This is a genomic window from Streptomyces sp. CB02980 (assembly GCF_014451325.2).
Taxonomy (GTDB): domain Bacteria; phylum Actinomycetota; class Actinomycetes; order Streptomycetales; family Streptomycetaceae; genus Streptomyces.
Window position 1 is genome coordinate 31,024 of sequence record NZ_JACSCH020000012.1, and the last position, 12,851, is coordinate 43,874.

General features: G+C 72.0%; 12 protein-coding genes. 5 read left to right on the forward strand and 7 right to left on the reverse strand.

Annotated elements, in window-relative coordinates:
* Positions 1-180 precede the first annotated feature (180 nt).
* The 3 genes from E0F75_RS24125 to E0F75_RS24135 all read left to right on the forward strand — a co-directional run bounded on the left by E0F75_RS24125 (position 181) and on the right by E0F75_RS24135 (position 3,560).
* Entirely contained in the window at positions 181-1,842 is a 1,662-nt protein-coding gene (locus E0F75_RS24125; protein WP_187624660.1) for an FAD-dependent monooxygenase, read from the forward strand.
* A gap of 444 nt (positions 1,843-2,286) precedes the next feature.
* Positions 2,287-2,793: a sortase gene (locus tag E0F75_RS24130; protein WP_187624661.1), complete on the forward strand. Its 507-nt coding sequence runs from the start codon at positions 2,287-2,289 to the stop codon at positions 2,791-2,793.
* 92 nt (positions 2,794-2,885) lie between these two features.
* Positions 2,886-3,560, forward strand: coding sequence for a class F sortase (locus tag E0F75_RS24135; RefSeq protein ID WP_187624662.1), 675 nt, complete (start codon positions 2,886-2,888; stop codon positions 3,558-3,560).
* Between the two features lie 135 nt (positions 3,561-3,695).
* Here the strand turns inward: E0F75_RS24135 and E0F75_RS24140 are convergent, their stop codons facing one another.
* From E0F75_RS24140 to E0F75_RS24170, 7 genes are all read right to left on the reverse strand, one after another.
* Positions 3,696-4,811, reverse strand: a complete 1,116-nt coding sequence (locus E0F75_RS24140) for an AI-2E family transporter (protein WP_187624663.1) — start codon at positions 4,809-4,811, stop codon at positions 3,696-3,698.
* A 270-nt stretch (positions 4,812-5,081) separates the two neighbouring features.
* Complete coding sequence (locus E0F75_RS24145; RefSeq protein WP_187624664.1) at positions 5,082-5,396, reverse strand: DUF3040 domain-containing protein; 315 nt, start codon at positions 5,394-5,396, stop codon at positions 5,082-5,084.
* A 184-nt stretch (positions 5,397-5,580) separates the two neighbouring features.
* A complete protein-coding gene (locus E0F75_RS24150; protein WP_187624665.1) occupies positions 5,581-7,086 on the reverse strand; it encodes a SulP family inorganic anion transporter in 1,506 nt (501 codons plus the stop codon).
* A gap of 14 nt (positions 7,087-7,100) precedes the next feature.
* On the reverse strand, positions 7,101-7,337 hold the full coding sequence (locus E0F75_RS24155) for a hypothetical protein (protein ID WP_187624666.1): 237 nt from the start codon (positions 7,335-7,337) through the stop codon (positions 7,101-7,103).
* Between the two features lie 69 nt (positions 7,338-7,406).
* A complete protein-coding gene (locus E0F75_RS24160) occupies positions 7,407-7,787 on the reverse strand; it encodes a hypothetical protein (protein WP_187624667.1) in 381 nt (126 codons plus the stop codon).
* A 231-nt stretch (positions 7,788-8,018) separates the two neighbouring features.
* A complete protein-coding gene (locus E0F75_RS24165) occupies positions 8,019-9,206 on the reverse strand; it encodes a serine hydrolase (RefSeq protein ID WP_187624668.1) in 1,188 nt (395 codons plus the stop codon).
* Between the two features lie 126 nt (positions 9,207-9,332).
* Entirely contained in the window at positions 9,333-9,959 is a 627-nt protein-coding gene (locus E0F75_RS24170) for a TetR/AcrR family transcriptional regulator (RefSeq protein WP_187624669.1), read from the reverse strand.
* Positions 9,960-10,072: 113 nt separating this feature from the next.
* On the opposite strand from E0F75_RS24170, the gene E0F75_RS24180 reads away from it, so the two are divergent.
* On the forward strand, positions 10,073-11,629 hold the full coding sequence (locus tag E0F75_RS24180) for a long-chain fatty acid--CoA ligase (protein ID WP_187624670.1): 1,557 nt from the start codon (positions 10,073-10,075) through the stop codon (positions 11,627-11,629).
* Between the two features lie 14 nt (positions 11,630-11,643).
* Entirely contained in the window at positions 11,644-12,813 is a 1,170-nt protein-coding gene (locus tag E0F75_RS24185; protein WP_187624671.1) for an acyl-CoA dehydrogenase family protein, read from the forward strand.
* Positions 12,814-12,851 lie beyond the last annotated feature (38 nt).

Consider the following 12,851-nt stretch of genomic DNA (forward strand, 5'->3'; position numbering starts at 1 on the left):
AAGCGCCGCGGTCGTGATGTGTCGATCGTTGACAGGAGCGCCTACAGCGCGCGAGCCCGAACGAGCGGACGAGTGAACCGCGTGTCATCCGGGTGCCTCCGGCACGCGGACCCTTCCCCGAAGGGCATGAATCTGCATCCCATCCCCGACCCGCGTCGCACGTGACGCCGGAGACGAACAATGAACCGATTCGACGTGACCGGCGAAGAAGCCGGTCACCGCACACCCGTACTCATCGTCGGCGGCTCGTTGGTGGGCCTGTCCACGTCGCTGTTCCTGGGGCGTCTCGGAGTGCCGCACACCCTGGTCGAGCGCCATGCGGGCACCTCGATCCACCCGCGCGGCCGCGGCAACAACCTGCGCACGATGGAGCTGTTCCGCGGAGCCGGGATCGCGCAGGCCATCCAGGAGGCCGCGTCGGTCCTGGCCCGCAACAACGGCATCCTGCAGACCCCGAGCCTGGTGGGTGATGTCGGCGAGTGGCTGTTCAAGGAGATCGACCCCGGCGGCGGCGTCGCCCGCTTCAGCCCCTCCGGGTGGTGCCTGTGCAGCCAGAACGATCTCGAACCCGTGCTGCTCGAGCGTGCCGGCGAGCTGGGCGGAGATCTGCGGTTCTCGACGGAACTGATGTCCTTCGAGCAGGACGCCGAAGGGGTGACCGCACAGGTCAAGAGCCGCGATTCCGGTGAGCACACCACGATCCGCGCGGACTACCTCGTCGCGGCGGACGGCCCGCGCAGCCCGGTTCGCGAGCGGCTCGGCATCGGGCAGAGCGGTCAGGGCGACCTGTTCCACAACGTGAGCATCACCTTCGTCTCACGCGGCCTCGCGGACGTCGTCGGCGACCGGCGCTTCATCGTCTGCTACCTGACGAACCCGGAGGCCGACGGGGCCCTGCTGCCGGTCGACAACCGGGAGCGCTGGGTGTTCCACGCTCCCTGGCACCCCGAACACGGCGAGACGCTGGAGGAGTTCACCGACGAGCGGTGCAGGGAACACATCCGGCGGGCCGTGGGCGTGCCGGACCTCGATGTGGAGATCACGGGCAGGGCTCCCTGGCACGCGGCCGAGAGGATCGCCGAACGGTACGCGGACGGCCGGGTGTTCCTCGTCGGCGACTCCGCCCACGAGATGCCGCCCACCGGGGCGTTCGGCTCCAACACCGGTATCCAGGACGCGCACAACCTCGCCTGGAAGCTCTCCGCCGTACTGGGCGGCTGGGCCGGCCCCGGCCTGCTCGCGTCCTACGACGCGGAGCGCCGGCCGGTCGCGGAGGTGACGAGCGCCCGGGCTTCGGCGCGGTCGGTCGAGCACAGCCACCCCGGATACGTCCCCGGCCCCGGATCCGGCGGCCCCAAGGGAAAGAAGGGCGGCATCCTCAACGAGGTGCTCGGTTACCGCTACCCGCAGGGCGCCGTCGTGGGCGCCGACCGGACGATTCCGGTCGTGTCCGACGGCCTGCGCCTGACGGGCGAACCCGGGAGCCGGGCACCCCACGTGTGGCTGAACCGCGCCGGTACCCGGGTCTCCACGCTCGACCTCTACGAGCGCTCCCTGGTGCTCCTGAGTTCCGAGGACGGCGCCGGCGGGTGGCACGCCGCGGCGACACGCGCCGGGCAGCAGCTGTCGGTGCCGCTCGACTCGTACCGGATCGGCGACGGGCCCGACGCGGAGCTCTCTCCCGCGAGCGACACGGACTGGGCGGAGGCCCACGGCGTCACCCCGGACGGCGCGGTCCTCGTCCGCCCCGACGGGTTCGTCGCGTGGCGCTCCGAAGGGGCGTCGGCGGACCCCGGAGCGGCGCTGCAGCAAGCCCTCACGGCGATCCTGGGCCGGGGCTGACCGCTCTCCCGTCGCCTGCACGGCAGGGAAGTCCCGGGGCGCCCCGGTCATCGGTCGGTGTCATCGGCCGGTGTCATCGGCCGGTGAGCCACTCCGGCGACCGCGCCCCCGGACTCCCTGCCCGGCAGCCGCCGTGGCCCACGGCCTTGCCGTCGGCCCCGGCAGCCGCCGTGGCCCACGGCCTTGCCGTCGGACCGGGGCGGGCAGGCGGGTGCCTAACCCATTCGCGCGCAGGACGCAATTCGTTCCCGAGCGCCGCGCGGGCCGCCGTGACCTGCGGTGATGATCACCGGCAAGGACGATCAAGCCTCCGACCGGGGGACATCGAGCGCGATCCTCCCGTTGCGGTGATCAGCGGTCGGGGATCTTCTCGTGCACGGAGCACAGCACAGGCGCCGCGCGGCCCAGCCGGCCAGGAAAGCTCCGCCGAAGGAGAGAAGAAGCATGCGTCTCGCACGTACGGGAATCCAGCTCGCCCTGGTCCTGAGCGCCCTTGCCCTGTCCGCACCCTCTGCCGTCGCGGCGCCCGCCGGCGACGTCCGGGTCAATCCGGGGAAGGCGGCCCCCGGCACCACCGTCACCGTCAGCACCACCGCCTGCGGCACGGAGACGTACGGCAAGGGTGAGTCGGTGGCGGCCGGGAAGTTCCACCTCCTCCCGGGTGACCGGAAGGGCGTCCTGGTGGGTCGGTTCACGCTCCCGCTGGACGCCGCCTCCGGCACGGACACCGTGACCCTCAAGTGCCCGCCCCGCATCCAGCAGACCGTCACCTACCAGATCTCCGGCCGGCCGAACGGCGCCGTGGAAGCGGGCTTCGGATGGGCGGCCGGCGCGGACGAGGGCGGCGGCAGCAGCCCGTACGCCCTCGGCGCGCTGCTCCTCGGCGGCGCCGCCGCGGGTGCCGTGGTCAGGACGCGCCGCCGCGCCATCGCCGCGCGCAACTCCGGCTGAGTCCACGTCTCCACGCCCCACGTCGCACGGTCAGGGCCCCGGATCCGCGAAGAGGATCCGGGGCCCCGCCATTCAGCGGAGGCACGATCCGTATGAAGAACGGCTCCGGTCCGAAGCCCGACGGAGCGCCGCCCCGGCGGGTTCCCTCGGTCAGGGCACTCGCCTGCACGACGCTCCTCGGCATCGTCCTGCTCGCCCACGTACCGGACGGCGACGGCTCGCGGCCGCCGACGACGACGGCGCAGGCCTCGACGCTGCTCGCCCGGCCCGCCGCCGGAGCCGAGCGGGACCGCCCCGTACCCCGGCCGCTGCCCGCGTCCGACGCGGCGCGGATCAGGATTCCGGCCATCGGGATCGACGTCTCCCTCGTCCCCCTGGAACTGGACGGCGCCGGAGCACTGCGCCCCCCGCCCGCGACGGCCCCGACCGTGGCCGGTTGGTACGCCGACGGCACCGCCCCCGGGGCGCCGGGCACGGCCGTCGTGGCGGGACACGTGGACACCCCGCTCGGCCCCGCCGTCTTCCACCGGCTCGACTCCCTCTCCCGGGGCGCCGGCATCGAGATCGACCGTGTCGACGGCCGTACGGCCCTCTTCACCGTCGACGCGGTGGAGCTCCATCCCAAGGACCGCTTCCCCGACGACAAGGTCTACGGCGGTTCGGGCCGCCCCGAGCTGCGACTGATCACCTGCGGCGGCGAGTGGTCCAGCGACACCGGCTACCGGGCCAACACGGTGGTCTACGCGACCCTGACGGGAACGAGATAGCGCCCAGGGGCAACGGCGCCACGGTCCGAGGCGGGCCGGTCGGCGCGGAACCGTGAGCAGGCCTGCGACGCGGGCGGGTCGGTCGTCGGTGATCCCGACCGTTGGTGACGCCTCTCCGGTCGGCCCGTCGTCGGCTCAGGACACGACGGGGACGGGGGTGTCTGCCTCGCCCACATCCTGTTCCGGCCTCTCGTCGCTCAGCTGCTCCCGCAGGTAGTTCCAGAAGACCGCGATCAGCGCGGCCACCGGGACGGCGAGCAGACTGCCCACGATGCCGGCCAGGCTGCCGCCGAGCGTCACCGCGAGCAGGACGACGGCCGCGTGCAGGCCGAGTCCGCGACTCTGGATCATGGGCTGGAAGACGTTCCCCTCCAACTGCTGTACCACGACGATGATCGCCAGGACGATCAGCGCGTCGGTGACGCCGTTCGAGACGAGCGCGATGAGCACCGCGACCAGGCCGGCGAACAGGGCGCCCACGATCGGCACGAACGCGGAGACGAAGGTCAGCACCGCGAGGGGGAGGACCAGGGGGACGTCGAGCATCCACAGACCCAGGCCGATGAGCACGGCGTCGAGGAGGCCGACGAACGCCTGGCTGCGCACGAACGCTCCCAGGGTGTCCCAGCTCCGCTCCGCCACGATCGGGACGTCGACGGCGAGCCGCCCGGGGAGCTGGCGGCTGAGCCACGGGACGAACCGGGGGCCGTCCTTGAGGAAGAAGAACATCAGGAAGAGGGCGAGGAAGGCCGTGACCACACCGTTGAACACCGTGCCCACGCCGGTCGCGATCGCGGTGACCATGCTGCCGATGCTGTTCTGGACGCGGGCCATCGCCGTGTCGAGAGCGCCGGAGATCTCGTCGTCGCCGATGTTCAGCGGCGGCCCGGCCGCCCACTCGCGCAGTCGCCCGATTCCCTCGACCACGCCGTCGGAGAGCTCCCCGGACTGGGAGGCGACCGGCACCGAGATGAGCGCGACGATGCCGGCGACGGCCAGGATGAACGAGACCGTGACGGCCGCCGCCGCCAAGGCGGGAGGCCAGCCGTGCCGCCGGAGGAAACGGGCCGGCGGCCAGGTGAGGGTCGTGAGGATCAGCCCGACGACGAGAGGCCAGACGACCGACCACATGCGACCGAGGACCCACAGGGCCACCCCGGCCATCAGCAGGACCAACAACGACTCGGCGGACACACGAGCCGCCGTGCGCAGAGCGGCGGCGGCTTTCGTGGGACTCAACGTGGCAGACATGGGCTCACCCTATGGACACGCCGGTCCGGACTCCGGGCCCGCCCCCGCTGCTTGGGCCGCGCCCGCCTGAACGTCACATGAGGCGGCTCCCTTTCAGGCCGAGGTGGACTGCGGGGCGAGAGACCCTGGCCGATCTCGCGATCGACGGCACCACACGTCACCCCGTCTCGCTCTTCGACGCGTCCCGCTCGACGACGCCGGGGTCGCTCAAGGCCTGACCCCTCCCGGAGCACCCCCGGCGAGCCGACGGAGTCGATCCGGCACGCAGGGTCACCGCGCTGGAGGAGTCAGGAGGGACCCGGAGTGGGTGCCCGGTTGGCTGTCCTCTCCGGGGGGCGGGGACGACGGGGCACTCAGGAGGGCGGTGAGGAGCAGGCCGAGCACCGCGATCAGCGCGAAGAGGATCACGGCCGGCTTGCGGCGCATACGTCTTCGCTCCGTACGGGCTGCCGGGCGGGGCTCTTCCGGTACGGGCGGGAACTGCTGGATCAGCGTGGCGAAGAGAGCGAAGAGTTCGGGATCATCGCGTGCGAGGCGCCGCTCGATCTCGGCGAGCACGCGCCGGTCGTCCGTGGAGTGACTCATGGCGACCTCCTCGGTACCACGCGGAGGCGGATGGGAGGTTCGGACATCTCCTCAACCGCGCCCGACGTCTCATTGTGACGGCTTGAGCCCCGGAGGGCCTCCGCAGACGACGAGGCGCGGTCCCACCGGCGGGTCCGCGAACGGGGGCGACGCGTCGCGCGTCGCCCTCCGTCGCGTCCGGCTTTCAGCGCGGGGTGCCCACCGGGCCCGCGGCGGAGCCCTCGTGGCGGTCCGGGGCGGTGTCGGCGCGGACCGCCTCGGCGTCGGCGCCGCTGTGGCGTTCGGCCCACGTCTCGAGTGCCGCCCGGCAGGCGTGGTCGAGGTGGTGGACCCCGGTGAGGTCCAGGACCACCCGGCGGTCGCTGGGAAGGGCCTCCAGGCTGTCGAGTATCTGGGGCAGCCGCAGAAAGGTGATCGTCCCCTGGAGCCGCACGCGGACCGCGTCGCGTCCGTCGTCACTGTGCTCGATCCGGAGGTGCGACGCCTCCCAGGCGGCTTTCGCGACCGAAAGGACGAGGCCGATCAGGACACCCTCGAACATGCCGACCGCGACGATGGCCGTCGCGGTCGTCACCAGGACGAGGGCCTCGCCCCGGTGACGGCGCCAGAGCGTCACGACGCCCTTGAACGGGATGAGCTTCCAGCCGGCGTGCACGAGGATCCCGGCCAGCGCGGCCAGCGGGATGTACGCGAGGACGGCGGGCAGCAGGGCGACGAAGAGCACCAGCCAGACACCGTGGAGGACCCGGGACGCCTTCGTCCGGGCGCCCGCCTCGAGGTTGGCCGAGCTGCGCACGATGACCGCGGTGAGCGGCAGGGCGCCGAGCAGACCGCACAGGGTGTTGCCCGCGCCTTGTGCGACGAGTTCCTTGTCGTAGTCCGTGCGCGCTCCCGTGTGAAGCCGGTCGATCGCCGCCGCGCTGAACAGCGACTCGGCGGAGGCGATCAGGGCGAACGCCAGGACCGTGCCGAGGAGAGCCGGGTCGGCGAGGGAGGAGAGGGCTTCGGAGCCCGGCAGGTGGACGGCCTCCAGTACGCCGCTCACCCGCACGGTCTGCACCGGAAGGTCGAACACGGCGGTCGAGAGGGCGGCCAGGAGGACCGCCACCAGGGCGCCGGGTACCGCGCGGGCCCGGCGCGGCATCCACCGCCAGCCGACGATGAGGACGACGGTGCCGGCCCCGACGGCGAGCGACACGAGGGCCGTACGGCTGCCCAGGGCGTCGACGAGGGCGCCCGGCAGGCCGGTGAGCTTGTCGAGACCGGAATCGGGGGCGGGGATTCCCGCCGCGGCGTAGAGCTGCCCGGCGATGATGACCAGGCCGATGCCCGCGAGCATGCCCTCGACCACGGAGAGGGAGATCGCGCGGAACCAGCGGCCCCAGCGGAGGAGGCCCATGGCGATCTGCAGCAGGCCGGCCGCCAGCACGATGACCCCGAGCGCGGGGAGGCCGAAGGCGCGGACCGCTTCGAGGACGAGCACGGTGAGGCCGGCGGCCGGGCCGGAGACCTGGAGGCTGCTGCCCCGCATCAGGCCGGTCACGATGCCGCCGACGATGCCGGTGATGAGGCCCAGTTCGGCGGGGACGCCGGAGGCGACGGCGACGCCGATGCAGAGCGGGAGGGCGACGAGGAAGACGACGAGGGAGGCGGCGAAGTCCTGCCGCAGGAAGGGGAAGGAGCGTGGCATCCGGACGTCCCCTGTCACAGCGCCTCGAAGGCGTCGGCCCCGGGGCGGTACTCCCGGACGGCGCCGGTGCGCACCTCGTGGTACCGGCCGTGCAGGCGGAGGAGGCCGTCCGCAGGCCTCCGTCCGACGCACGGACAGGAGCGCGGGCGGAGCGGTGGGGCGGGGACGTGGACGACGACGTCCTCGGCGGCGAGGACCTCGACGACAGGGCGCTGTCCGAATCGGCGGGCGTGGTCGATGAGGGGCTGCATGAAGGTTTCCTCCTGGCGCGCCGTGGGGGCGCGTCGGGCTGACAGGTCGGCACGGGGCGGTGCCGCCTGTCAGCAGAGGAACACCTGGAGGGCGGAGGAGTCGTGGGCGGCGAGCGGTCTCGGCCGGGTGTCCGGGCCGCCGGTGCGGCCGGTCGGCGGGTCCGTGAGCGGTGCGGTGCGGGTGACGAGCGGTGGCGGGCCGGGAGGGCCCGCGGCCGCGGTGCCGGCCCGCCGCCGGTCACGGTGGAGGACGGAGCCTCTGGGAGCATCGGCCTCGCCGCCCCCGGCGTGCACGGACTCGTACGCCGCGGCCGGCGCGGCCTGCTGGACGCGGGGCCGTTCGAGCTGGGGCAGGGGGCCGGCGGGGGTGGGCAGGACGAACGTGCCGCAGACGAGGGCGAGGACGAGGAGGAGGGCCGCGCGCAGGGCCGCGGAGGTGCGGACTGACATCGACAAGAACGCTCCTCCCGCTGGTCGCACCATCATCAGAATTCGCCAAAGCAAGCCCAAGGTTGAGTCAACGAAGGGTAATGCGCCCATGTGAACAGTGCTCCGCGACACCCGTGGTGTGCGAACGTTTTCGAATGGAATCAGCCTGATGTTGACGCGAACGGCAGTGTCGGAACGGTCGGCGCTCACGGAGTCCGTCAGGTCGGCCACCACGGTCACGCGTTCTTCCCTCTAACCGCGGAGGTGCGTGCCGATCTTCAGGAACGCCTGGACCAGAGGGACCTGGGGGACGGCCGGGGAGACGATCTGGGAGGCGTAGTGGACGACCACCAGGTCCAGGGCGGGGGAGACGAAGAGGCGCTGGCCGTGGATGCCGCTGGCCATGAAGGAGCCGTAGGGGTCGTTGGGGATCCACCACAGGTCGTGGTACGAGAGCGTGGCGGGCGCCTCGGGAGGTGCGGCCGGGAAGCGGACGCGGCGGGGGTATCCGTCCGGCACGCCGGAGACGATGGTGGAGGCGACGGCCTCCGGCACGATCTGGCTGTCGCCGATCGCGCCACCACGGCGGATCATCTCGCCGAGCCGGGCCAGGTCACGGGCGGTGGCGCTGAATCCGCCGCAGGCGGCCTCGGCGCCTTCGGAGTCGAGGAGGTAGTACGCGTCCTCCTCCGCGCCGATGCGGGACCAGATCATCTCGGACAGCAGGGCCGAGGTGGTGGTGCCGGTGGCACGGCGCAGGACCTCGGCGAGGGCCTCGACGTTGCCGTTCTCGTAGCGGAAGTCGATGCCCGGCTCGCCGGTGGCGCGGGCGGTGGCGAGGTGTTCGCGGATCGTGGCCGGCCCGGTGTAGCCGTAGGGGCGCAACTGGGGGGCGAGGACGGCGAAGTAGCGCTGCGCTTCGAGCGCCTTGTCGTACGGGCGGCCCGCGTAGCTCATCTGCGTGCCCATGTGGAGGAGGTGGTCGACCTCGGCGTCTCCGAAGGCGGTGCCGGCGAGCTCGGGGACGATCTTGGCGACCTGCATGCCGCGGTCGAGCTGCCCCTCGTGGGCGAGGACCGCGGCGACGAGGCCGAGGTAGGACTTGGCGGCCGAGGCGTTGAAGTGCGGGACGTGGGGCTCGTATCCGTGGAGGTACTCCTCGTGCACGAGCAGGCCGCGGTGCATGACGAGCAGGGCGTCGGTCTCGGCCCGGGAGAGCAGCTCCGTGAGCGTGAGGGACCCACCGTGCGGTCCTGTGAACGCGAGGCCGTCGAGGGCGCCGGGCGGCGCGGTCGGCAGCGGTGACGCGCCGCCGGAGCCCCGCCAGACACGGCGGCTCGGAACGAGTTCCCGACCCGAGGTCGTGTGCCGTCGAGCCCAGGCCGGATCCGTGTATCCCCGCGCCCACACGAGATCAGCCAATGAGGGAATGCCTGTCATGCGTCCGCTCCACTCCGCAGTCGTGCGCCTATGAGGCTCGATACCGTACACGGTGTCTGGTATCTCGACCAGGTGTCTCGGGCGGGGCGAGGGAGTCGCGTGGTTCGGGTGTGGTCCGGCCGCGGTTCAGGGGGTGAGGTCGAGGGCTCCGGGGGCGTCGGACGGGGCGAGTCCGGTGGCCCACACGCGGCCGTAGACCGAGAGGTCCCGCAGATGCGCCGTGATCTCGGCGGCGCTGTAGCCGGTGTCGTTCTCCACCCACCAGGTGAGCAGGCCGATGAGTTCGCCGGTCCAGGCCCGGGCGACGACGTCGAGGGGGATGCGCGGTGTCACCCCGAGCTGCTCGGTCCGCGTGCGGAAGGCGGCCTCGGCGTGGGCGCAGATGAGGTCCGTGAATTCCCGTAGGGCGCGGCCGTCGCCCTCGCCCCGCAGGACGACCCGGTAGACGGGCTTCTCCTGCTCGGCGTGTTCGAAGATGTACTTCACCGGCAGTCCGGTGAACCCCTCCGCGTGCGCCTGCCTCACCGCCGGCAGGAGGCGCTCGCGGTCCTCGGCGAGGTCGCGGACGATGCCCACCAGCAGGTCCTCCTTGTCGCGGTAGTGCGCGTAGAAGGTGGCCCGGCCGACGTCGGCGTGCTCGGTGATCTCCTCGACCGTGATCGCGTGGAACCCCTTCTCCAGGACCAGTTCGACCAGGGCCTGGCGCAGTGCGGCCCGGGTCCTGCGGACGCGGCGATCTCCCGCGGGCTTCATGTCCACTTCGTTTCCTTCTCGTCCGGACCGTTGACCTGACCCTAACGCTGCCTTTACGTTGCCGCACACCAAGCTTGCTACTGAACAGATTGTTCGGAAACTCTGGAGGTGCGATGAACTTCGGGCGGTACGTACGCCGGACTGCCGGCCACCAACCCGATGCCGAGGCGGTGGTCTGCGGACCCGTGCGGCTGACGTACGCGGAACTCGACGACCACAGCGACCGGCTCGCGACGGCCCTGCGCGCCCTCGGCCTGAACCGGGGAGACCGCGTGGCGACCCTCGCCGGGAACCGCGCGGAACTGGTCGTCACGGAAGTGGCCCTGTACAAGGCGGGCCTGGCCCGCGCCCCGATCAACGCCAGGCTCGGCACCGCCGAGGTGGCCCACCTGCTCGCGGAGTCCGACGCGCGGGTGCTGCTGACGGACGCGGCCCACCTGGACATCGCCCGCGCCGCTCTGCCCGGCACGGGGGTGAAGACCGTCCTCGGCTACGACGGCCCGAGCGGTCTCGGCCCGGGCTATGCCGAGACCCTCGCGGGCACCGCGCCGGAACCCGTCGAGACGGAGTGCGACGAGGGCGACATCGCCGTGCTGCACTTCACCTCGGGCTCCACCGGCAAACTCAAGGCGGCGGTCCAGACCTACGGCAACAGGCTCGCCCTGATGCGCAAGTGCGTGATGAGCGCCGACACCCGGGTGGGCCCCGGTGACCGGCAGATCCTGGCCGGGCCGGTCACCCACGCCTCGGGCATGCCGCTGATGGGGATCTTCTTCGCCGGCGGCTGCGCGCTCGTGCTGCCCCGCTGGGACGCCGAGGAGTTCCTCGCCACCGTCCAGCGCGAGCGCGCCACCCACGCCTTCGTCGTGCCGACGATGGTCAACACCGTCCTCGCGCTGCCGAACGCCCGCGACTACGACCTCTCCACCCTGCGCCGGCTGATCTACGGCGCCGCGCCGATGTCACCGGCCCGGATCAGGGCAGCCTGGGACCTCTTCGGCCCCGTCCTCTCCCAGGGATACGGCTGCGGCGAGACCACATCGGGCGTCCTCTTCCTGTCCGCGGAGGACCACCGGCGGGCGATCGAGGGGGAGGATGAGGAGCTGCTCCTGTCCTGCGGCCGGCCGCTCGCCGAGGCCGAGGTCGCCATCGTCGACGACGGCGGACAGCCCGTCGCCGACGGAGAGATCGGGGAGATCGCCGTCCGCGGCCCCGATGTCGTCCCCGGCTACCACAACGAGCCGAACCTCACGGCGGAGACCTTCCGCGACGGCTGGTTCCTCACCGGCGACCTCGCCCGCCGACGTACCGACGGCTACGTCTTCATCGTCGACCGCAAGAAGGACATGATCGTCTCCGGCGGGTTCAACATCTACGCCGTCGAGGTCGAAGCGATCCTGCACCAGCACCCCGACGTCTATGAGGCCGCCGTCGTCGGCGTCCCCGACGAGCAGTGGGGCGAGGCCGTCAAGGCGGTCGTCGTGACGCGCGACGGCGCCGCCCTCACGGAGACCGGCCTCGTCGACTTCTGCGCCGAGCACCTGGCCCGCATGAAGAAGCCCCGCTCGGTCGACTTCGTCGCCGCCCTGCCCCACAACCCCAACGGCAAGATCGACCGCCGCGCCATCCGCGACCGCTACTGGGCGGGCGCCGAGCGCCGCGTCAACTGAACAGGACCCCTGGCATGCCCTTCACCCTCGAACCCTCCTACGACGACAACCCGCAGCTCCAGGACCTCGTCGTACGCCTGCGCGCCTACCTGGCCGACGAGCTCATCCCGTACGAGCGCGCGCACGGCATCACCGCGGAGACCAAGCTCGACCGCACCACCCTCGAACACGTCTGGAAGCGCAGCGCGGAACTCGGCTTCTACGGCATCAGCCTGCCCCCCGAGCTCGGCGGCCAGGGCCTGAGCTTCTCCGAACTGTGCGCCCTCAAGGAGGAGCTGACCGCCTCGGGTGCCGCTCTCTCCCACTCGGTGCTCGGCGACATGGGCGGTCCGCTGCGTGTCGGCGCGATCGTCAAGTACGCCACCGAGGAACAGCGGGAGCGCTACCTGATGCCCGTCGTCAGGGGCGAGCGGGCCTGCTGCTTCTCCATCACGGAGGAGGACGCGGGCTCCGACGTACGCCGCATGACGACCACCGCCACCCCGGACGGGGACACCTACGTGCTCACCGGCAAGAAGGTGTTCAGCTCCGCCGCCCCCTTCGCGGACTTCGCGATCGTCGTCGCCCGCATGGCCGGCACCGAGGAGGCCTACAGCGCGTTCCTCGTCGACCTGGACACCCCTGGCTGCCACGTCCTCGACGGCGAAGTCCCCATGTCCGGCCAGCAGATGGAGGGCGACCTCGTCTTCGAGAATTGCCGGATCCCCGCCGCGAACCTCCTCGGCGAGATCGGCCAGGGCCTGCGCATCGGCATCGGCCGGATCACCCTCAACCGCCTGCTGCACTGCCCGTCCCTCATCGGCGCCGCCCGCCGCGCCTGGGACCTGTCGGTGGAGTACGCCACGAACCGCGTCGTCTTCGGACAACCGCTCCTCGCCCATCAGGCCGTCCACCACAAGATCGCCGAGATGGCCACCGAGATCTACGCCGCCCGCGCGATGGTGATGGCCACCGCGGCGAAGGCCGACCGGGGGGACAACGTCTCGGTCGAGGCCAACATGTGCAAGCTCTTCACCTCCGAGGCGTCCTTCCGCGTCGCCGACCAGGCGGTCCAGATCCACGGCAAGGCCGGTCTGACCCGGGGCAACGAGGTCGAGCAGATCTTCCGCAGCCTGCGGATGTTCCGGATCGTCACCGGAACCACCGAGATCCACAAGAACGCCATCGCCAAGGGCCTGATCTGACCGACCCCTTGGCGCCCAGGGCGGTGCCGCGGGCCCCC

Excerpts from the sequence above, each read along its gene's own strand:
- E0F75_RS24125 (WP_187624660.1), top strand. The coding sequence starts at position 181 with ATGAACCGATTCGACGTGACCGGCGAAGAAGCCGGTCACCGCACACCC.
- E0F75_RS24130 (WP_187624661.1), top strand. The coding sequence starts at position 2,287 with ATGCGTCTCGCACGTACGGGAATCCAGCTCGCCCTGGTCCTGAGCGCC.
- E0F75_RS24135 (WP_187624662.1), top strand. The coding sequence starts at position 2,886 with ATGAAGAACGGCTCCGGTCCGAAGCCCGACGGAGCGCCGCCCCGGCGG.
- E0F75_RS24140 (WP_187624663.1), bottom strand. The coding sequence starts at position 4,811 with ATGTCTGCCACGTTGAGTCCCACGAAAGCCGCCGCCGCTCTGCGCACG.
- E0F75_RS24145 (WP_187624664.1), bottom strand. The coding sequence starts at position 5,396 with ATGAGTCACTCCACGGACGACCGGCGCGTGCTCGCCGAGATCGAGCGG.
- E0F75_RS24150 (WP_187624665.1), bottom strand. The coding sequence starts at position 7,086 with ATGCCACGCTCCTTCCCCTTCCTGCGGCAGGACTTCGCCGCCTCCCTC.
- E0F75_RS24155 (WP_187624666.1), bottom strand. The coding sequence starts at position 7,337 with ATGCAGCCCCTCATCGACCACGCCCGCCGATTCGGACAGCGCCCTGTC.
- E0F75_RS24160 (WP_187624667.1), bottom strand. The coding sequence starts at position 7,787 with ATGTCAGTCCGCACCTCCGCGGCCCTGCGCGCGGCCCTCCTCCTCGTC.
- E0F75_RS24165 (WP_187624668.1), bottom strand. The coding sequence starts at position 9,206 with ATGACAGGCATTCCCTCATTGGCTGATCTCGTGTGGGCGCGGGGATAC.
- E0F75_RS24170 (WP_187624669.1), bottom strand. The coding sequence starts at position 9,959 with ATGAAGCCCGCGGGAGATCGCCGCGTCCGCAGGACCCGGGCCGCACTG.
- E0F75_RS24180 (WP_187624670.1), top strand. The coding sequence starts at position 10,073 with ATGAACTTCGGGCGGTACGTACGCCGGACTGCCGGCCACCAACCCGAT.
- E0F75_RS24185 (WP_187624671.1), top strand. The coding sequence starts at position 11,644 with ATGCCCTTCACCCTCGAACCCTCCTACGACGACAACCCGCAGCTCCAG.